Raw genomic sequence first — 19,050 nt, forward strand, 5'->3', positions numbered from 1 at the left:
CCTCGCATCGCGGTGACCCCGGCGGGGCCGGCCCGGGACTGTCCGGCGGTTGGGCAGCGCGGGCACGCCGCACCCTGTCCGGCGGTTGGGCAGCGGGGGCACGCCGCACCCGGCTTCCCGTAGATTGAGGACGCCGGGAAGCACGGTGCCGGAACGCGCACGTGAAGGAGACGGACCGCAGGTGGCAAGGGCAAGGCAGGCCGTGGGCGAGGCCCGCAGGATCGTCGTCAAGGTGGGCTCCTCCTCGCTGACCACCGCCGCGGGCGGCCTCGACGCCGACCGCGTCGACGCGCTGGTCGACGTCCTCGCCAAGATCCGCAGCGGTGGCGAGAAGGAGATCGTGCTGGTCTCCTCCGGCGCCATCGCCGCCGGCCTCGCCCCGCTCGGTCTGCGCCGCCGCCCCAAGGACCTCGCGCGCCAGCAGGCCGCCGCCAGCGTCGGCCAGGGACTGCTCGTCGCCCGCTACACCGCCTCCTTCGCCCGCTACGGCGTCCGCGTCGGCCAAGTCCTGCTCACCAGCGACGACATGAGCCGCCGCGCCCACCACCGCAACGCCTCCCGCACCCTCGACCAGCTGCTCGCGATGGGTGCCTTCCCGGTCGTCAACGAGAACGACACCGTCGCCACCGACGAGATCCGCTTCGGCGACAACGACCGCCTCGCCGCCCTCGTCGCCCACCTCGTCCACGCCGACCTGCTGGTCCTCCTCTCCGACGTCGACGGCGTCTACGACGGCGACCCCAGCAGGCCCGGCACTTCCCGGATCGCGGAGGTGAGGGGCCCGGAGGACCTCGCCGGCGTCGAAATCGGCAGCGCGGGCAAGGCGGGCGTCGGCACCGGCGGGATGGTCACCAAGGTGGAGGCCGCCCGGATCGCCGCCGCCGCCGGCATCCCGGTGGTGCTGACCAGCGCCGTCCACGCGGCCGAGGCCCTGGCCGGCGGCGACACCGGCACCTACTTCCACGCCACCGGCAAGCGCTCCGCCGAGCGGCTGCTCTGGCTCCAGCACGCCTCCACCCCGCAGGGCGCCCTGATCCTGGACGACGGCGCGGTCGACGCGGTCGTCAGGCGGCGCACGTCGTTGCTGCCCGCCGGGATCGCCGCCGTCGAGGGTGAGTTCAGCGCGGGCGACCCCGTCGAGCTGCGGGACACCACGGGCCGCGCGGTGGCCCGGGGACTCGTCAACTTCGACGCCAAGGAGATCCCCCTGCTGATCGGGCGTTCGACCCGGGAGCTGGCACGCGAGCTGGGCCCGGAGTACGAACGCGAGGTCGTACACCGGGACGACCTGGTCCTCCTGCACACCTGAAGGCCCGCGGAACCGCTCGGGAAACGGGGCGCACGGAACGACCCCGGTGGGGGACGTTCCGTAAAACCACCACGCGGAGCCCTGCGGCCTGCTCAACTTTGTCGGGGGACATGTTGAAGGGACGGGTTCCGTCAAGGGGCCGAGCGAGCCATACGAGCATGCGAGCCGTGCGAGCCGTGCGGGAGCCGTGCGTGCCGTGCGTGAAGGAGGCCGTCGTGAGACGAGTGCGCCCGGGGGCGGCGTCCCGCGGTGCTCTGACGAGTGTCGCGGCCGGGGACACCTATGAGGAGCCCAAGGACCTGCCCAGGCTGTGGCACGTCACCCTCAGCGTCTCCGGGGAGAAGGTCCCCCTGCCCGAACTGCGGCGGGCCCTGGAACAGCTCGCCCACGACCACCCCTTCCTGCTGACCAGCAGATACGCGACCGACCACGCCGAGATCCGGTACTGGGAGGAGGCCCGCGACCTGCACGACGCCGCCGCCGTGGCACTGCGCCTGTGGGGCGAGCACCGGCAGAGCGCCGGTCTGCCGCCCTGGGAGATCGTCGGCCTGGAGGTCATCGACCGCGAGACCTACCACCACCGCATCGCCGAGGGCTACGGCCCCGCCCCGGCGACACCGGTGGGGGTGCACCCGTTCTGAACCGGGACGGGCCGGAACCGGGCCGGAACCGGGGCAGGCCGGAACCGGGGCGGCGATCCGGGCCCGGCCCGCCCGCCGATCCGGGTCCGGGTCCGGGTCCGGGTCCGGGTCCGGGTGAGCGTGCGCCGGGTGGTGCGCTGTACGGGGGTAGCGAATGCCGGGTGGGTGCGCTGTGCCGGAGGGGGCGGATGCCGGGTGGGTGTGCCGCGCCGGAGGCAGCGGGTGCCGGGTGGGTGCGCCGTGCCGGGGTGAGCTACCGGGCGTTCCCCGCCGGGGAAGGTTCACCCCATTTGGGGTGTCTCGGGGTGTGGGACGACCGCTGAACCGCCGCGCCCCGCGCACTACCCTTCCCTCATGACCACGCTTTCGCCGTACGACTCGATGTCCCCGGTCACCCAGGCCGCCTACCGGGCCAAGGCCGCCGCCGCCGACCTCGCGCCGCTCCCGCGCGCCGTGAAGGACGACGCGCTGCTCGCCATCGCCGACGCCCTGGAGGTCCGGACCGCCGAGATCGTCGAGGCCAACGCCAAGGACGTGGCCAAGGCGCGGGAGAACGGCACCAGCGAGGCCATCGTCGACCGGCTCACCCTCACCCCGGAGCGGGTCCGCGCCATCGCCTCCGACGTCCGCGACGTCGCGAAGCTGCCCGACCCGGTCGGCGAGGTCGTCCGCGGCTCCACCCTGCCCAACGGCATCGACCTGCGCCAGGTCCGCGTCCCGCTCGGCGTCGTCGGCATCATCTACGAGGCCCGCCCGAACGTCACCGTGGACGCCGCCGCCCTCTGCCTCAAGTCCGGCAACGCCGTCCTGCTGCGCGGCTCGGCCTCCGCCTACGAGTCGAACTCCGCCCTCGTCCGGGTGCTCCGCGACGCCGTCGGCGGTGCCGGGCTGCCCGCCGACGCCGTCCAGCTCGTGCCCGGGGAGAGCCGTGACTCCGTCCGCGAGCTGATGCGCGCCCGCGGCCTGGTCGACGTCCTCATCCCGCGCGGCGGCGCCTCCCTCATCCAGACCGTGGTCAACGAGTCCACGGTCCCCGTGATCGAGACCGGCACCGGCAACTGCCACGTCTACGTCGACGCCCAGGCCGACATCGACACGGCCGTCGAGATCCTGATCAACTCCAAGGCCCAGCGGGTCAGCGTCTGCAACGCCGCCGAGACCCTCCTGGTCCACCAGGACATCGCCGCCGAGTTCCTGCCGCGCGCCCTGGACGCCCTCGCCGAGGCCGGCGTCACCGTCCACGCCGACGAGCGGGTCATGGCCTACGCCAAGGACTCCAAGGCCACCGTGGTCGAGGCGACCACCGAGGACTGGGAGACGGAGTACCTGTCGTACGACATCGCCGCCGCGGTGGTGGATTCGCTGGACAGGGCCGTCGAGCACATCCGGCTGTGGACCTCCGGCCACACCGAGGCCATCGTGACCACCTCCCAACAGGCCGCCCGCCGCTTCACCCAGCTGGTCGACTCCACCACCGTCGCCGTGAACGCCTCCACCCGCTTCACCGACGGCGGCCAGTTCGGCTTCGGCGCCGAGATCGGCATCTCCACCCAGAAGCTGCACGCCCGCGGCCCCATGGGCCTGCCCGAGCTGACCAGCACCAAGTACATCGTCACCGGCGACGGACACGTCCGCCGCTGAGGTTCACCCGTCCGGCCGCGGGCCCGCCGCCCGGACCCCGTCCCGGGAACCGTCCCGCGGCCCAGGCCCCCCGAGGCGTCTCACCAGGCAGACGAATTTCCATACCGTCTGCCCAAATTGACCCCCCAGGTCTACTCTGGACCCGTGCCGGAGGACGTGGGGGGCGCGCCGTTCCCTGACGGCTGGGAGCCCGACGACGACCACGACCACGGGGTGTCGGACGAAGAGTTCGCCTCCGTGGTCTTCGACGAGGCCTTCGTGCGGGCGGCCACCTTCCACGAGCCGACCGCCGTGGAACGCCTCCTGGCTGCGGCCCAGGCCAGGGCCGAGGCCTCCGAAGCCGAGGCCCGCCGCGCCCGCGCCCGGGGCGAGCGCTTCGACGACGGCTACGGCCCCGAGGGCACCGCCTTCGGCCGGGACCACGACGATGACGAGCTGGACGACACCTATGTCCTCGGCGACCGCCACGGCCTCTTCGGCGCCTACGGCAAGCAGGTCCGCTGGCACCGGCCCGTCGCCTGGCTCCTCGCCGTCGTGATGGGCATCGGCATGGTCGCCCTGGCCTTCGCCGCCGTCTACCGGGGAGGCTCCTCGGGCACCCGCGACCGCGTTCCCGCCCCCGCCTCCACCGGCCTGGAACAGGGCGGCGCGTCCGCCCCCGGCTCTGCCACCGAGCCCGCCCGGCCGGCCGTCTCGGCCATCCCGCCCTCCCCCTGAGCGCCCCGCCCGTTCTTGGTGAGAACCTGTCAGAAGTTGTCGCGCAGCGGGGCGTTTACCCGGGGCTCACGAGACCTACTCTGAAGGTATGGGCGGGCCTGGAGACCCACCGGAGGGGACACCCGAGGGCGGCCCCGGCGGTGCGGAGGACGAATACCGATCCGTCGTCTTCGACGAGTCGTTCGTCCGCGCTGCCCGCCTCCAGGAGTTCTCCGCCGAGGAGCGGATGGCCGACCACGCCCCCGCCGTCCGCCGCCGCCCGCCCCTGCACCGGGGCCTCACCCGGCAGGCCCTCGTCCTCGTCCTGCTGATCGCCGTCGCCTTCGCCACCGCGATCTACATGGGCGTCCGCCACCCCTACGGCTCCCCGCAGACCCGGCGGCCCGTCGAGGCCCTCAGGATGACCGTCATCCCGCTCGCTCCCCAGGGCAAGGTGCCCGGCGCCACGGACCCCGAAAGGCTCTACGCGCGCAGCCCCGCGGCCCCGTACGAGGCCGGCGCCGAGGGCATCCCCCTGCCGGTCTCGCGCGGTACCGCCCACTTCTCCGACAGTCAGGTGGTGGCCGCCCTCACCACCGCCAAGGACTACATCGTCCGCTCCTCGCTCTACCCCGAGGTGCTCAGCGGCCGAGAGGTCCGCCCCGCCCGGGCCCTGATCGACTCCGACCAGCTCGAACAGTTCGACCAGAGCATCGACCACCCCGCGGCGGACGGCCGGCACGCGGCCACGGGCTGGGTGGTCCGCATCGACCCGGCCCGGGCCCAGCTGGCCGACGACAGGATCCGCGTCTTCGGCAGCCTGCACGCCGCCGAAGCGGACCCGGCCACCCTGGAGGTCACCGCCGACCACACCTTCGTCTACGCCCTGCGACCCACCGGCGCCGCAGCCAAGGCCCCCGCCTCGCTGTTCACGGTCCGCCGCGAGGTGACCTTCCGCTTCGACCGTGACGACCTGCGCACCCACCAGGTCCAGCTGGTCGTGTCCTACGTCCAGGCGGGCCCCCTCGCCTGCGCGGAGGACGCCTCGGCCTACCTCCGCCCCCTCCTGGCCGGCCAGACGGCCCGGTCGGGCGGCCCCGCGGGCACCAACCCCTACGAGACGGACAGCGCCACCGCCCTGTGCGGGACCCTGGCCCCCGGGGCCCAGCCCAAGGTGTGAGGGGCGGGGCGGGGGAACGGCCCACGGAACGGCTCCTCACGCCGTGGTTCCCCCGCGGACTCCTCGGGCCGTGGCCGCCTGCCGGCTCCTCGGGCCGTGGTCTCCTGCCGGCTCCTCAGGCCGTGGTCTCCTGCCGGCCCGGCGCCTACTCCTCGCCGCCCCCGGGAGCGTCCCCCTTGGCCGGCGGGCTCCGGAAGCCGTCGAAGCCCCGCCGGACCCGGCCGCCCAGGTCGCCCGCGCCGCCCGCGAGGTCCGTGACCAGCTTCATCAGCGGGTCCTTGGAGGACTTCACATCGCTCGCGTAGCTGGCCGCCGACTCGCGGAAGGAGTCGCTGACCGAGGCGTCCCCGTCCTCGCTGCGCCGTGCGTAGTGCCCGTCCATGATCCGCTGGTAGTCCCGGGACTCGGCCCACTTCTTCAGCTCGGCGGCCCGCACGGTGGTGAACGGGTGCGAGCGGGGCAGCACGTTCAGGATCTTCAGCACCGAGTCGCGCAGATCGCCCCCGGACTCGTACTCCTCGGCCTGCTCCAGGAACGCGTCCACGTTCATCTCGTGCAGATGGTTGCCGCCCGCGATCTTCATCAGCCCCCGCATCGAGGCCCGGACGTCCTGGCCCACCAGCAGGCCCGCCCGGTCCGCGGACAGCTCCGACTTGCGGAACCACTCCCGCAGGGCCGTGACGATCGCCGTGATCGCCAGGTTGCCCAGCGGGATCCAGGCGACCTTCAGCGCGAGGCTCGTCAGGAACAGCAGGACCGTGCGGTACACCGAGTGCCCGGACAGCGCGTGCCCCACCTCGTGCCCGACGACCGCCCGCATCTCCTCCTCGTCGAGCAGCTCCACCAGCCCCGTGCTGACCACGATGATCGGCTCGTCCAGACCGATGCACATCGCGGTCGGCTGCGGGTCCTGCGTGACGTACATCGGCGGGACCTTCCGCAGGTCCAGGATGTAACAGGCGTCCAGCAGCATGTCGTGCAGGTGCGAGAACTGCCGCTCGGAGACCCGCACCGAGTCGGACAGGAACAGCAGCCGCAGGCTCCGCTCCGGCAGCAGCCCGCTGAGCGCCTTGAAGACGGTGTCGAACCCGCTCAGCTTGCGCAGCGCGACCAGGGCCGAGCGGTCGGCCGGGTGCTCGTACGCGCGCGTGGAGATCCCGGGGAAGCGCCTGCGCTGCCTGCTCGGCACCCGCTCGTGCCCTGCGTGCTGGTGGCCGTCGTCGGACATGTCTTCCCCCATGCGTGTGAGTGCCCACCGTGCCCCCGAGGCGGAGCCCAGCCTAGGCGGAGATACCTTGGACGGGCAGTACACGCGAAGGAGTCCACGCCATGGAGCACCACCCCGCAGCCGCCTGGCTGACCGAGGCCGCCTCGAGCGCCGTCCAGCAGCACGGGTCAGGAAACCTGCTCCGCGTCGTACTGATCATGATGGTCCTCGGCTGTGTACTGACCGCGTGGTTCCTGTTGCGCGGCTACAAGCGGAAGGACGACTGACGGGCGGCGAAGGTTCCCCGCCGCCGGGTATGGCCCGCCCTCCCGGCGAGCCGTCGGCGCCCTGCGGTGCCAACGGCGGAGTCGGCGTGATCGCCGTACGGCCACCCGCTTACGATGAGCCGACATCTTTATTCCGCCCACACGCGATAGGTCCTGCCGAAGATGAGCTTCCACAGCGCAGCAGCCCAGTTGGTCACCCTTGCCGCCGAGGGCGAGCACGGCGGAAACCATGAAAGCCTGAACCCGGCCCTCACCGGCGGCGGCGCCCTGTTCATCCTGCTCCTGCTGCTGTGGATCACCACGCGCTTCAACCGCGACCGCTGAGCGGGGAACCCGTCCCCGGCCGGACGTCCGAGGCCGGGCCGGTAGGGTCTGCACGCATGGGAGAGCAGGACATGCCTACCGGTCCGGCGCACGAGACCGCCGAGGACACGGTGAAGCACCCGCAGCACGGACCGGGCAACGGCCCCGCCCACACGGGCAAACGGCGTCTCGGCGTCATGGGCGGAACGTTCGACCCGATCCACCACGGGCACCTCGTGGCGGCCAGTGAGGTCGCCGCGCAGTTCCACCTGGACGAGGTGGTGTTCGTCCCCACCGGCGAGCCGTGGCAGAAGTCCCACCGCAAGGTCTCCCCGGCCGAGGACCGCTACCTGATGACGGTCATCGCGACCGCCGAGAACCCCCAGTTCTCCGTCAGCCGCATCGACATCGACCGCGGCGGCCCCACCTACACCGTCGACACCCTGCGCGACCTGCGCGCCCTCAATCCCGACACCGACCTCTTCTTCATCACCGGCGCCGACGCCCTCGCCCAGCTGCTGACCTGGCGCGACTCGGAGGAGCTGTTCTCCCTCGCGCACTTCATCGGCGTCACCCGCCCCGGTCACAACCTCACCGACCCGGGCCTGCCGGAAGGCGGCGTCTCGCTCGTCGAGGTGCCCGCCCTCGCCATCTCGTCCACAGACTGCCGTGCGAGAGTCGCCAAGGGAGACCCCATCTGGTACATGGTGCCGGACGGAGTCGTGCGCTACATCGACAAGCGCGAGCTGTACCGCGGCGAGTGAGCCGAGAGGGGCACCGGTGAACGACCGATACGACGCGGGTGACGCAGGCTACGGCGGCGGCCCGTACGAAGTCGTCGGCTACGACGAGTACGGCCGGCCCGTGTACGGGCAGGTCCCGGCACAGCAGGCTCCGCAGTCCCAGCAGGCGACCTACGACCCGTACGGCCGGCAGCAGGGCTACGGCTACGACCCCTACGCCGCCGGCGGGCAGCCGCAGGCGCCCTCCTACGGCTCGTTCCAACAACCGCAGGCCTACGACCCCTACGGCACCCAGGCCCCGTACGACCCGTACGCCACCGGCACCCAGGAGACCACGGGCTACGACCCCTACGGGCAGTCGGCGAACAGCGGACAGCAGCCCCGGGCCGCCGGGCAGACCGCCTACATCCCGCAGCAGGCCGGCCCCGCGGAGAACACCCACGGCCAGCAGAACGCCCACGTCCCGGACGACACCCGGATCCCGGAGGCCCGGATCCCGCAGGACACCGGGACGCCGGGGGACCACGAGCCCGCCACGGGCGAACCGGACTACCACACCGAGCAGTTCGCCTTCGTCGAGGAGCCCGACGGCGACTCCGAGGACGTCATCGACTGGCTGAAGTTCACCGAGAACCGCACCGAGCGCCGCGAGGAGGCCCGCCGCCGCGCCCGCAGCCGGATCATCGCCCTTCTCGTCGTCCTCGCCCTCGTCGCGGTCGGCGGTGTCGGCTACCTCTGGTTCGCCGGGAAACTGCCCGGCCTGTCCTCGTCCGACGGCAAGACCGGCACCGCCACACCCGTCACCGCCCAGAAACGCGACGTGATCGTCGTCCACCTGCACAACACCGGCAAGAGCGGCACCTCCACCGCGCTGCTGGTCGACAACACCACCACCAAGCAGGGCACCACGGTCCTGCTGCCCAACTCCCTCGCCCTGACCGACGACGGCTCCACCACGACCCTCGCCAAGTCCGTGGACGACGACGGCGCCTCCGGCACCCGCGACCAGCTCGACACGGTCCTCGGCACCAGCATCCAGGGCACCTGGCGCCTCGACACCCCCTACCTGCAGAACCTCGTCGAACTCGTCGGCAACATCGAGATCGACACCGACACCGACGTGCCCGACCCGGGAACCAAGAAGAAGGGCACCGGCCCGCTCGTCCACAAGGGCAAGGGCCAGACCCTCAGCGGCAAGATGGCCGTCGCCTACGCCACCTACCGCGCCGCCGGCGAGTCCCAGAACGCCCAGCTCGAGCGGTTCGGCCAGGTCATGCAGGGCGTGCTGCGCAAGATGTCCTCCGACCCGGCGTCCGCCACCACCACCGTGCAGACCCTCGCGCAGATCCTCGACCCGCCGCTCACCGACAAGGACCTCGGCGGCTTCCTCGCCAAGCTCGCCGACCTCGCCAAGAGCGGCGACTACAGGACCGCCCTGCTGCCCGTGCAGTCCGACGGCACGCTCACCGCGCAGACCAGCGACAGCGTGGTGAAGGACATCCTCGGCGGCACCGCCAAGAGCCCCGACGCCGGCTCCTCGGTCCGGGTCTCCGTCCAGAACGCCACCGGTGTGAAGGACGACACGGAGAAGGCCCGCGTGGTCCTCCTCAACGGCGGCTTCACCTTCCTGGAGGGCGGCACCGCCTCCGGCACCCAGGCCACCTCGAAGGTGCTCTACGCGGACGCCGCCGACAAGGCGGACGCCGCCGAGGTCGCGAAGACCCTGGGGCTGCCCGCCGGCTCCGTGGCCAAGGGCAGCGTCTCCTCCGGCGCCGACGTCTCGGTGATCCTCGGCGGCGACTACAAGCCGTCCTCATCCTGACCCCGGGCCGCCTCCGGACAGGGGCGCGGCCGGGGGCACCCCCCGTGATGCCGTAATGACGTGGGGTGCGCCCGGCGGTCCGTGAGACCCTTGATGACAAAAGACCGCCGACGGAAAGCCATGTAGTGACCGCCACCGACCGTTCCCTTGAGCTCATCAACACCGCCGCCCAGGCGGCGGCCGACAAGCTCGCCCACGACGTCATCGCCTACGACGTGAGCGACGTGCTGTCGATCACGGACGCCTTCCTGCTGGCATCCGCGCCGAACGACCGCCAGGTCAAGGCCATCGTCGACGAGATCGAGGAGCGCCTCCTGAAGGACCTCGGGGCCAAGCCGGTCCGCCGCGAGGGCGACCGGGAGTCCCGCTGGATCCTGCTCGACTACGTCGACATCGTCGTCCACGTCCAGCACAGCGAGGAGCGCGTCTTCTACGCCCTGGAGCGGCTGTGGAAGGACTGCCCCGAGCTGGAGCTGCCCGCCGACGCCAAGGCCACCCGCGGCAAGGCGGAGGAGCACGCCCGGGCGCAGGCCGCCGAGGCCGACCAGGAACCGGACGGGGCCTGGTGATGAGCGCCACCGGCGAGGTGACCGACCGCAAGGGCCGGGGCCGCCGCATCATCCTGTGGCGGCACGGCCAGACCTCCTGGAACGTGGAGCGCCGCTTCCAGGGCACCACGGACGTCGAGCTGACCGAGACGGGCATCGGCCAGGCCCGTCGCGCCGCCCGGCTGCTCGCCTCCCTGCGACCCGCCGTGATCGTCTCCTCGGACCTGCAACGGGCCGCGCACACGGCCGCCGAGCTGGCCGCCCTCACCGGTCTCGAAGTCACCCACGACGAGGGGCTGCGCGAGACCTACGCGGGCGTCTGGCAGGGGCTGACGCACGAGGAGATCATCGCCCGCCACGGCGATGAGTACGCCGCCTGGAAGCGCGGCGAGGCGGTCCGCCGCGGCGGCGGCGAACTGGAGACCGAGGTCGCCGACCGAGCCGCCCCCGTCGTGCTGCGGCACGCCGAGAAGCTGCCCGAGGACGGCACGCTCGTCGTCGTCAGCCACGGCGGCACCATCCGGACCACGATCGGCCGGCTCCTCGGTCTGGAGGCCCGGCACTGGGAGAGCTTCGGCGGGCTCTCCAACTGCTGCTGGTCCGTGCTCGGCGAGGGCGCCCGCGGCTGGCGCCTGCTGGAGCACAACGCGGGCACCCTCCCGGAGCCCGTCCTCGGCGACGACGACTGACCGTCCCGAGCCCCCCGACCCCGGATTTCACTTTCCGGCAGGTCACAGGCTAAAGTTCTTCTTGTTCGCCCCGCCGAGCGGGAAGAACGCAAGGGGCTATAGCTCAGTTGGTAGAGCGCCTGCATGGCATGCAGGAGGTCAGGAGTTCAATTCTCCTTAGCTCCACTGATCGACACTCTGTTGAGTTGTCAAAGATCGGTTGATGAGGATCCCGTCCCCGAGGGGGCGGGATTTTCTGCGTTCCGGCTGCCATCAGTTGTTCAGGGCCGGCGGCCACAGCCGCTCTCTCCGCTCCCGCAGTGCCGCGGTCTTCGCCCGCGTCTCCTCGTCCTCCGGCGTGTAGACCACGATCCGGCACTCGGGCATCCCGTCGATGGACAGCGACTGCGAGGTCATCCGCATCTCGCCCACCGCCGAGTGGCGGAAGACCTTCACCCGGGGACCGGGAGTGACCACCTCACCGCTCGCCCACAGCTCGGCGAACCAGGGGCTCGCCGCCGACAGCCCGCGTATGTACTCCTCCCACGCGTGCTCGCCCACGTGTCTGCCGTAGGCCGACCGCAGGGTGGCCACCATCAACGGCAGCTCCTTCTCGCGGTGCACCAGCGGACTGAGCGGGTCCGGCAGCGTGAACAGCGTCCACAGCACGTTCGGCACACCGGGCGCGAGGGTCTCGGGGACGAGGAAGAGGTCCCGGTAGGCCGCGTTGGTGGCCAGGACGTCGTACCGCGCGTTGTAGACCGTCGCCGGCATCGGGTCGAGGGCGTCGACGACGCCCTGCACCTCCGGGCTGATCCGCCGGGTCAGCCCTTCGGGGTCCGGCTCGAACGGCACCTCCGCGAGCCGGTACAGGTGCTCCCGCTCCGGCGGGTCCAGCCGCAGCGTCCGCGCGACCGCGTCCAGCACCTGCGGCGAGGCGTTGATCGGCCGGCCCTGCTCCAGCCACGTGTACCAGGTCACGCCCACGCCCGAGAGCTGGGCGACCTCCTCCCGGCGCAGCCCGGGAGTGCGCCGCCGCAGGCCCGGCGGCATCCCCACGTCGGCCGGTGTGACCCGGGCCCGCCTGCTGCGCAGGAAGGCCGCCAGTTCGGGCCTGCGCCGCTGTGTCCTCGTCCCCATCGTCATCCCCCGTCGTCCCCGTCCCATCGTCGGCACCCGGCGCCGCTCCTGCCAGGTGCTGGCAGTACCAGCATCGGCAGGCACTCGGCGCCGGTACCGGCCCGTCGTCACGCTCGACGCCATGACCACGACATCCCGTACCGGCCCGGGCACCGGGCCCGTGCCGAATCCTGCAATCAGTGAAGCACCCGCCACTGACAGTGACGCTCCCGGTGTCCGCCAGGCCGCCTCATCCGTCACGGACAGTGAAGCACCCACCACTGACACTCGGCCCCGGCTGCTGCTCGGCGTGCTGCTGGCCGCCCTGTTCATGGCGGCCCTCGACGTCTTCATCGTGAACGTCGCCGCCCCCACGATCGGTTCCGAACTGCGTGCCTCCGGCGCCGACCTGCAACTGGTCATCGCCGGCTACACCATCACCTACTCCGTGCTCCTGGTCACCGGGGCCCGGCTCGGCGACCGGCTCGGCCACGGCCGGGTCCATTTCGCCGGACTGGCCCTGTTCACCGCGGCGTCGCTCGCCTGCGGACTGGCGCGGGGCTCGACCGGGCTGATCGTGTTCCGGCTGGTGCAGGGCGCCGGCTCGGCGCTGATGATCCCGCAGGTGCTCAGCCTCATCCAGCGCACCTTCACCGGGGAGGCCAGGGCCCGGGCGCTCGGCGCCTACTCGGCGGTCCTGGCCGTCGGCGCGGCGGCCGGGCAGGTCGCCGGCGGGCTGCTGGTCAGCGCCGACCTGTTCGGCATGGGCTGGCGACCGGTGTTCCTGGTCAACGTGCCGGTGGGCGCGCTGCTGCTGGTACTGGGCCGGCGGGTCCTGCCGCTGGGCCGAGTGGGCGGACACGAGCGGGCCCGGGCGCTCGACCTGCCAGGGCTGGTGCTGCTCGGCGCCGCCGTGTCGCTGCTGACGGTGCCGCTGGTGCTCGGGCAGGAGGAGGACTGGCCGCTGTGGTCCTGGCTGTCGCTGGCCACGGCCGCCGTGCTGTTCACCCTGTTCTGCGGCCACGAGTCCCGGCTGGCCCGGCGCGGCGGCGCCCCGCTCCTGACGCCCCGGGTGCTGCGGCATCCCGGCATCGGTCTCGCCGTCGTCCGCATCCTCGCCGTGATGTCGGTCAACGCCGGCTTCCTGTTCGCGCTGACCCTGCACGTCCAGGGCGGACTCGGCCACAGCGCCCTGCGGGCCGGACTGGGTTTCGCGCCGACCGCGGCCGTCTTCGGTGCCGTCAGCCTCACCTGGCGGAAGTGGCCGGCCGCCTGGCAGCGGGCTCTCGTGCCGGCCGGGTTCGCGCTCACCGCGGTGTCCGTCGCCGCCGTCGGGCTCGCCTTCCGCGGCGGCGGTGACGGGGGAGCGGTCCTGTACGCGGGGTACGTGGGTACGGGTGCCGGACTGGCGCTCGCCTTCAGCCCGACGCTCACCGGGGCCCTGGCCACCGTGCGGCCCGGGGACGCGGCGGACGCCAGCGGCCTGCTGGCGACGGTCACGCAACTCGGTCAGCTGATCGGCGTCGCGGCCTTCGGCACACTGTTCCTGAACCGGCTTGAGTCGTTCGGGGCGCTGCGCCCGTATCCCTCGGCGGAGGCGTTCTCGGTCTGCGCCTGGGCGCTGGCCGCGACGGCCGCGGCGGGAGCCGTGTCCGGACTGGTACTGAGGCGTCGCTGACCGTATCGGTCCGGTCGTGGCAGAATCAAACGGCCGGAAGGGGGCGCGGCCCGACGGGAGGGAGTAGCGATGCCTGCGAGCATCCTTGAGGAGGTCGGCCACCTCCTCGGTGCGGCGTTGATACGGGACACGACCACCCGGCTGAGCTGCCCTTCCTGCGGTTCCGCGCATGTGGCGCAGGTCCTCGGCGACAACGGCGGAATCTCCTACGTGTGCACGGCCTGCGGCCACAGCTGGAGCTGATCGATGGGTGCACACAGGCGAAAGTGCGACTGGTGCGGGAGCGGTACCCCGATCGTGCGGGACATGGAGCCGATCAATCCCGATTACCAGTACTGGTGCGAGGAATGCGCGCGGGCGCTGATCATAAAAGGCGACCCGATCGAGACGTACCGGGAACTGGAGGGCGAGCCGATCTACGGCCGCCTCCTGGAGGAGCACTGCACGCTCAAGAGGTTCTACCAGTTCGTCACGGCTTGACGCGGGCCCCGCCCGGCCCGGCCTTCGGCAACGATGTCCGGGCCAGCGCGAGGAACACCGCGCCCGCGCACGCGTAGGCGGCCGACAGCGCCAACTCCGCGGCCGACTGGTGCAGTTCCGGCCGTCCGGCCCCGTGCGGCACCCACCACGGGACGTACGAGCAGAACACCAGCACGGTGCCCAGGGCCGCCGCCCGCTGCCCGTGTGTCCACAGCAGCAGCGCCAGCGGCACGCACCACACCCAGTGGTGGGTCCAGGACACCGGACTGATCAGCAGGGCGGTGACCGCGCAGACGCACACCGCCCAGGCCCGCTGCCCCAGCAACTCCGCCCGGACGGCCACGGCGAGGCCCAGGACGGCCACCACGGCCGCACAGGCCGTCCAGAGCACTCCCGGCTCGGGCGTGTGCAGAAGGCGCGCCAGGGCGCCGCGCAGGGCCTGATTGGCGGTGTCCTCGGCACGCCCGACCCGGCTCGCGCGGAACAGCGCCTCCGTCCAGAACCGCCAGGAGTCGTACGGCAGGACGGCCGCCGCCAGCAGCGTCGCCCCGGTGAACGCGGCGGCCGCCCCGCGCGCGTGCCGCAGCCACGGCTCGCCCTGACCGCCTTTCAGACGGGCCACCACCCCCGTGGCCAGGAGGAACACCGGGAACAGCGCGGGCGTCAGCTTGACCGCCGCGGCCAGCCCGAGGCCCACTCCCGACCAGCGGTCGGACCCGCCGGCGGGGCGGCGGGTCAGGTCCCACAGCACCAGGACGGCCAGCAGCAGGTTGATCTGGCCGTAGCGCACGGTCGTCCACACCGGTTCGCACCACACGGCGGAGGCCGCGACCCACCACGCGGTCTCCACGCGCGCGTGGCCGACGAGTCTCAGCGACAGCCGGACGAAGACGACCAGCAGCGCGAGGTTCCCGGTCGTCGCCAGTTCCCGCAGCAGCGCGGTGTCCAGCAGGGGCAGCGGCGTGAACAGCAGGGCCGCGAACGGCGGGTAGGTGGTGGGCAGGCGTGCGGCCGTCGCGTGCAGCTCGTACAGGTCGCCGCCGGCGCGCACGGTGGCGCCCTCCGCGCGGTAGACCATCAGATCGATCATGGACACATGTGCGGCCCGCTGAGCGGCCCAGAACGCCGCGAAGGACAGCAGGCACACGCCCAGCGCGACCGGGGCCCTGCGATGGACTGAGGGCGACGCGATCATGGCCATGAAAACCGACATTAGCGGGCGAATCGGTGCGGAGCCGAAACCGATTTTGTGCTGCGCCCTCCTCCCTGTAATGTTTACGTCGTCGCCGGGGGAACCGGGCGAAACAACAGAACAAGGGGCTATAGCTCAGTTGGTAGAGCGCCTGCATGGCATGCAGGAGGTCAGGAGTTCAATTCTCCTTAGCTCCACAGAAATCGAAGGCGGATCATCCTGACGGATGGTCCGCCTTCGGTGTGTCGCCATTCGGTGCGGCCGGGCGAAGGGGGCGGATCACCCGTTACGGTGACCCGCCCCCTTCGCGTGTGTTCAGCGGCCGAGCGCGCGCCGGCCGCGGCCCTGGGAGAGGACCGGCAGGTTGCGCGACGGCGCCTGCCCGCGCGTGTCCTCCTCGATGCGCAGGGCCAGTGCCGGACAGCGGCGCACCGCGCGCAGCGCCTTGGCCTCCGCGTAGCGCGGCACCTGCGCCTGGGCCACCGTCGGGAAGCCGTCGGCGCCCAGCTCGAAGACCTCCGGCAGGATGTCCGCGCACAGCCCGTGACCCCGGCAGAGCGTCCAGTCGACGTAGATCTTCTGGCGGCTGGCGCCGGTCTCCGCGGGCTCTGCGCCGCCCGGCACGCCCGTGGGGGCCCTGCCCCCCTCGAAGAGCGGCAGCACGCCCTCCACGGGCCGTCCGCAGCCGTTCCCGAGGACGTGCGCGGCCAGGTCGTCGGTGAACGCCTTGATGGTCGACTCCAGGAACATCGCCGAGCCGTCCGGATGCGAACACGCCCCGCGCCGCTTCACGTTCTTGGCGACCTGCTTCAGCGCCTCCAGGGCGGCCGGTCCACCGCCGTTCAGGATGTCCTCCATCCCGCGCGCGGCGGCGGGCAGCCCCAGGTAACAGGGCCCGCACTGGCCCGCGCTCTCCTCGGCGAGCCACTGCGCGACCCGCAACGACTCGCCCAGCGGGCACGTCTCCTGGCTGATCGGCAGGATCGCGCCCGCGCCCAGCGAACCTCCCACCGCGTCCAGCGAGTTGCGGGAGACGATCGCCTCGTTGACGGTCGCCGCGTCGATCCACTTGCCGTGGTAGCCGCCGGTCAGCACGCCCTGCGGCACCGGCGGGGCCCCGGCCAGTTGCAGCACGTAGCGCAGCGGCACGCCCGTGGGGACCTCGATCACCATCGGACGGGCCACCGCGCCGGACACCGTGAGCATCACGGTGCCCGGTTCGTCGTACAGACCGGTGTTGCCGTAGCGCTCCGGGCCGATGCGGGCCGCGATGGCCAGCTGCGCGAACGTCTCCGCGTTCGACAGCAGCGTGGGCGCGCCGCCGACGCCGCTCTGCGAGGCGCTGATCTTGCGGCCGGGCGGGATCGCCGGCCCGCCGTCGACGGAGCGGATCAGCGAGGCGGCGGCGCCGGTGACCATGCGCACCGGATTGCGCTGCACCCACGCGCGCAGCGCCGATCTTCGGCTGTTGCTCAGGCCGCGTTCGGCGAGCGCGGCCTCCATGGAGCGCTGCGTGGACTCCCGGGTGACGCCGATGACGAGCGTGCGCGCGCCGAGCGCCTCGGCGCACAGCAGCGCGCCGTCGAGGATGAGGTGCGGTGCGCGGTTGATCAGCACCGTGTCCTTGCGGCAGGCCGGTTCGTCCTCGCTGCCGTTGACCACGACGACCGGCCGCACCCCGCGCTTGATCGCCGACTCGGCGACCGAGCGCAGCTTCTTGTGGAAGGGGAAGCCGGCGCCGCCGCGGCCCCTGAGGTTGATGCGTTCGGCGAGCTGGGCGAGCTGTTCGCCGCCCAGCGGGTCGAGCGGCCCGTGCACCTTCAGGTGCATGGCCAGATCGAGCCGCTCCACAAGGTCGAAGCCCGACGTGAGCTGGGGAAGCCCGACCACGCGGACTTCGGGGACGTCGGGCAGGGCCTCGTTCACTTAAAGCCTCCGGAAGGCGTGTTCCAGGGTTCGCCCGAGCCCGGTGTCTCGTAGGACGAGCCGGGCAGCGTTTCGGTGGCGGGACCGCTGTTGAACGTGTCACCCGGGTTGTACGTGCCATAGAGGCCGTTTGTCTCACCGGTGTCGTACACGTCACTTCCGCCGTATCCGGGTGTGCCCGGATTGCCGTAGACCGGGATGGTGTATCCGGTGTCCTGGAGCGGGTCGTACGCGGACGGCGGGGCCTCGCCGACGGGCGGCGGGGACGGGATCGGCCAGCTGCCCGAGGTGCTGGAGGGGCCGTCCACGCGCGGGACGGCCTCCGTGGGCCGCAGATCCACCGGCAGGTCCATGCGGGCGGTCTGGTCGGCCGCGTACGACTGCTGGGGGCGGCCGGGGGCGGAGACCGTGCGGTAGGCCGCCGCGAAGCCGGGGCCGGGCTCGCCGGCGGGGGCGGCCGGGGTCTGGTAGAGCGGGGACGTCACCGTGTCCGCGGAGGCCGTGCGCGGCTCGCGCCGGCTGTCGAAGCCGGGCAGTGCCGACTCGGCCACCCGCGAGCGGCTCGCGTCCAGCTCGTCGAGCCCGGGCCGCTCCGAGCTGCCGAACAGGGCCACCAGCCGGTCGGCGACCTTCCGCTTGACCGGGCGCGGCGCGGCGCGCAGCGCGAGGGCGCCCATCACGCCGAGCAGGGACAGGCTGTAGAGGATCACGAAGACCGGCTTGGCCGAGCGACCCGCGTAGAGGCCGTGCACGAGCGCGGCGCACCAGGCCGGGTAGGCCAGCATGTGCATGGCCCGCCAGCGGGCGGCGACCGGGGCCGGGGTGGCGAAGTTGCTGCGCAGGGCGCCGGTGATGCCCACGAAGATCATGAGCAGGCCCGCGAGCGAGCCCAGCCCGATCAGGCCGGCGATTCCGGTGACGCCGAGCGAGAACGGGATGATGGCGGCGATCAGCTTCGTGTGGCCGAGCGCGATCTTCGTGGTGATGTGCAGCAACAGGAACGCGATCGAGGCGACCGCGGTCGTCCGGTGCACCGCCTGTCCGATGATCCGCTGCCGCGTGTTGAGGAAGATCCGGTCCTGGGCGAACAGGCCCCAGATCACCGAGCAGCTCAGCGAGACGAGGGACAGCACGCCCGCGCCGAAGTTCAGGAACTCGCGGAACTGGCTGCCTCCGACCAGTACGGCCACGGGTATGAGCAGCAGGACGACAGCGGACGCCACCCCGTAGGCCGAGCGGCCCGGTTTGGGGAGCGAACTGGTACTACGACGAGGGTTCATGGGGGCAACTCCGAGCAGTTTCGGGAAAGCGGTCCCGCTGCCGCACTCTAAGTGGCGCCATACCGATCAGTACGGGGTTTGAGTTATTGCGTTGTTATCAACGGACCATGCGACTGGGGGAGGTGTCCTGTAGGGGACGTTACGCGAAGTAATCGTTGACCTTCGTTCAGTTCCGGCGGGCTTCGTGACATGTCCACCAGGGATACGGAAGCGCCTCGCCGCTTGCTCAAGGGCTGCGGTACCCTAACGCCATGCGTGCCGTACGCCTTCTGCTTAGCGGGCCGCGCTGATCAGTACCGACCCCGGTCCACCCGTGAGGTCGGCATCGGC

The 19,050-nt window shown here is 72.1% G+C and carries 19 protein-coding genes and 2 tRNA genes; 16 read left to right on the forward strand and 5 right to left on the reverse strand.

Features of this window, described 5'->3' with window-relative positions:
- Positions 1–202: 202 nt before the first annotated feature.
- The 5 genes from proB to LG395_RS32575 all read left to right on the forward strand — a co-directional run bounded on the left by proB (position 203) and on the right by LG395_RS32575 (position 5,467).
- Entirely contained in the window at positions 203–1,309 is a 1,107-nt protein-coding gene (proB, locus tag LG395_RS32555) for a glutamate 5-kinase (protein ID WP_171160026.1), read from the forward strand.
- Positions 1,310–1,524: 215 nt separating this feature from the next.
- Positions 1,525–1,950 (forward strand): DUF8830 family protein, encoded by a 426-nt coding sequence (locus tag LG395_RS32560; RefSeq protein ID WP_103810746.1) that lies wholly within the window; start codon positions 1,525–1,527, stop codon positions 1,948–1,950.
- Positions 1,951–2,304: 354 nt separating this feature from the next.
- Positions 2,305–3,591 (forward strand): glutamate-5-semialdehyde dehydrogenase, encoded by a 1,287-nt coding sequence (locus LG395_RS32565; protein ID WP_171156412.1) that lies wholly within the window; start codon positions 2,305–2,307, stop codon positions 3,589–3,591.
- A 144-nt stretch (positions 3,592–3,735) separates the two neighbouring features.
- Entirely contained in the window at positions 3,736–4,308 is a 573-nt protein-coding gene (locus tag LG395_RS32570; protein WP_443743016.1) for an SCO2584 family spore wall biosynthesis protein, read from the forward strand.
- Between the two features lie 88 nt (positions 4,309–4,396).
- Complete coding sequence (locus LG395_RS32575; protein ID WP_225812256.1) at positions 4,397–5,467, forward strand: SCO2583 family membrane protein; 1,071 nt, start codon at positions 4,397–4,399, stop codon at positions 5,465–5,467.
- 145 nt (positions 5,468–5,612) lie between these two features.
- Here the strand turns inward: LG395_RS32575 and LG395_RS32580 are convergent, their stop codons facing one another.
- The gene (locus LG395_RS32580; protein ID WP_225812257.1) at positions 5,613–6,695 is read right to left on the reverse strand and encodes a M48 family metallopeptidase; all 1,083 of its coding nucleotides are present in this window, start codon (positions 6,693–6,695) and stop codon (positions 5,613–5,615) included.
- 101 nt (positions 6,696–6,796) lie between these two features.
- Here LG395_RS32580 and LG395_RS32585 point away from each other — a divergent pair, with 101 nt between their 5' ends.
- From LG395_RS32585 to LG395_RS32615, 7 genes are all read left to right on the forward strand, one after another.
- Positions 6,797–6,961 carry a hypothetical protein gene (locus LG395_RS32585; RefSeq protein WP_171156420.1) on the forward strand — a complete coding sequence of 55 codons (165 nt, stop codon included), beginning with the start codon at positions 6,797–6,799 and terminating at the stop codon, positions 6,959–6,961.
- 162 nt (positions 6,962–7,123) lie between these two features.
- Complete coding sequence (locus tag LG395_RS32590) at positions 7,124–7,285, forward strand: hypothetical protein (protein WP_171156422.1); 162 nt, start codon at positions 7,124–7,126, stop codon at positions 7,283–7,285.
- A 56-nt stretch (positions 7,286–7,341) separates the two neighbouring features.
- Positions 7,342–8,028 (forward strand): nicotinate-nucleotide adenylyltransferase, encoded by a 687-nt coding sequence (gene nadD, locus LG395_RS32595; RefSeq protein WP_171156424.1) that lies wholly within the window; start codon positions 7,342–7,344, stop codon positions 8,026–8,028.
- Positions 8,029–8,044: 16 nt separating this feature from the next.
- Positions 8,045–9,829, forward strand: coding sequence for an LCP family protein (locus tag LG395_RS32600; protein ID WP_225812258.1), 1,785 nt, complete (start codon positions 8,045–8,047; stop codon positions 9,827–9,829).
- A gap of 125 nt (positions 9,830–9,954) precedes the next feature.
- Positions 9,955–10,398 carry a ribosome silencing factor gene (rsfS, locus tag LG395_RS32605; RefSeq protein ID WP_030653829.1) on the forward strand — a complete coding sequence of 148 codons (444 nt, stop codon included), beginning with the start codon at positions 9,955–9,957 and terminating at the stop codon, positions 10,396–10,398.
- A complete protein-coding gene (locus tag LG395_RS32610; RefSeq protein ID WP_171156428.1) occupies positions 10,398–11,066 on the forward strand; it encodes a histidine phosphatase family protein in 669 nt (222 codons plus the stop codon). The genes rsfS and LG395_RS32610 overlap by 1 nt, the downstream gene beginning before the upstream one ends.
- A 92-nt stretch (positions 11,067–11,158) precedes the next feature.
- Positions 11,159–11,231 (forward strand) — tRNA-Ala (locus LG395_RS32615).
- An 87-nt stretch (positions 11,232–11,318) separates the two neighbouring features.
- Here LG395_RS32615 and LG395_RS32620 read toward each other — a convergent pair.
- A complete protein-coding gene (locus tag LG395_RS32620) occupies positions 11,319–12,185 on the reverse strand; it encodes a helix-turn-helix transcriptional regulator (protein ID WP_225812259.1) in 867 nt (288 codons plus the stop codon).
- A 292-nt stretch (positions 12,186–12,477) separates the two neighbouring features.
- Between LG395_RS32620 and LG395_RS32625 the strand changes: the two genes are divergently transcribed.
- The 3 genes from LG395_RS32625 to LG395_RS32635 all read left to right on the forward strand — a co-directional run bounded on the left by LG395_RS32625 (position 12,478) and on the right by LG395_RS32635 (position 14,322).
- Positions 12,478–13,842, forward strand: a complete 1,365-nt coding sequence (locus tag LG395_RS32625) for an MFS transporter (protein ID WP_225812316.1) — start codon at positions 12,478–12,480, stop codon at positions 13,840–13,842.
- A 69-nt stretch (positions 13,843–13,911) separates the two neighbouring features.
- A complete protein-coding gene (locus LG395_RS32630; protein ID WP_014672673.1) occupies positions 13,912–14,085 on the forward strand; it encodes a hypothetical protein in 174 nt (57 codons plus the stop codon).
- A gap of 3 nt (positions 14,086–14,088) precedes the next feature.
- Positions 14,089–14,322 carry a hypothetical protein gene (locus tag LG395_RS32635; RefSeq protein ID WP_030653820.1) on the forward strand — a complete coding sequence of 78 codons (234 nt, stop codon included), beginning with the start codon at positions 14,089–14,091 and terminating at the stop codon, positions 14,320–14,322.
- Here the strand turns inward: LG395_RS32635 and LG395_RS32640 are convergent.
- Positions 14,312–15,523 carry a glycosyltransferase 87 family protein gene (locus LG395_RS32640; RefSeq protein WP_225812260.1) on the reverse strand — a complete coding sequence of 404 codons (1,212 nt, stop codon included), beginning with the start codon at positions 15,521–15,523 and terminating at the stop codon, positions 14,312–14,314. The two genes, LG395_RS32635 and LG395_RS32640, sit on opposite strands and share 11 nt — an antisense overlap.
- Before the next feature lie 115 nt (positions 15,524–15,638).
- Between LG395_RS32640 and LG395_RS32645 the strand changes: the two genes are divergently transcribed.
- A tRNA-Ala gene (locus LG395_RS32645) sits at positions 15,639–15,711 on the forward strand.
- A gap of 118 nt (positions 15,712–15,829) precedes the next feature.
- Here the strand turns inward: LG395_RS32645 and LG395_RS32650 are convergent.
- Complete coding sequence (locus tag LG395_RS32650; RefSeq protein WP_171156434.1) at positions 15,830–17,440, reverse strand: NADH-quinone oxidoreductase subunit NuoF family protein; 1,611 nt, start codon at positions 17,438–17,440, stop codon at positions 15,830–15,832.
- Positions 17,437–18,720, reverse strand: a complete 1,284-nt coding sequence (locus tag LG395_RS32655; RefSeq protein ID WP_225812261.1) for a ferric reductase-like transmembrane domain-containing protein — start codon at positions 18,718–18,720, stop codon at positions 17,437–17,439. The genes LG395_RS32650 and LG395_RS32655 overlap by 4 nt, the downstream gene beginning before the upstream one ends.
- Between the last annotated feature and the right edge of the window lie 330 nt (positions 18,721–19,050).

The organism is Streptomyces spinosus (assembly GCF_020400655.1).
GTDB classification, from domain to species: domain Bacteria; phylum Actinomycetota; class Actinomycetes; order Streptomycetales; family Streptomycetaceae; genus Streptomyces; species Streptomyces argyrophylli.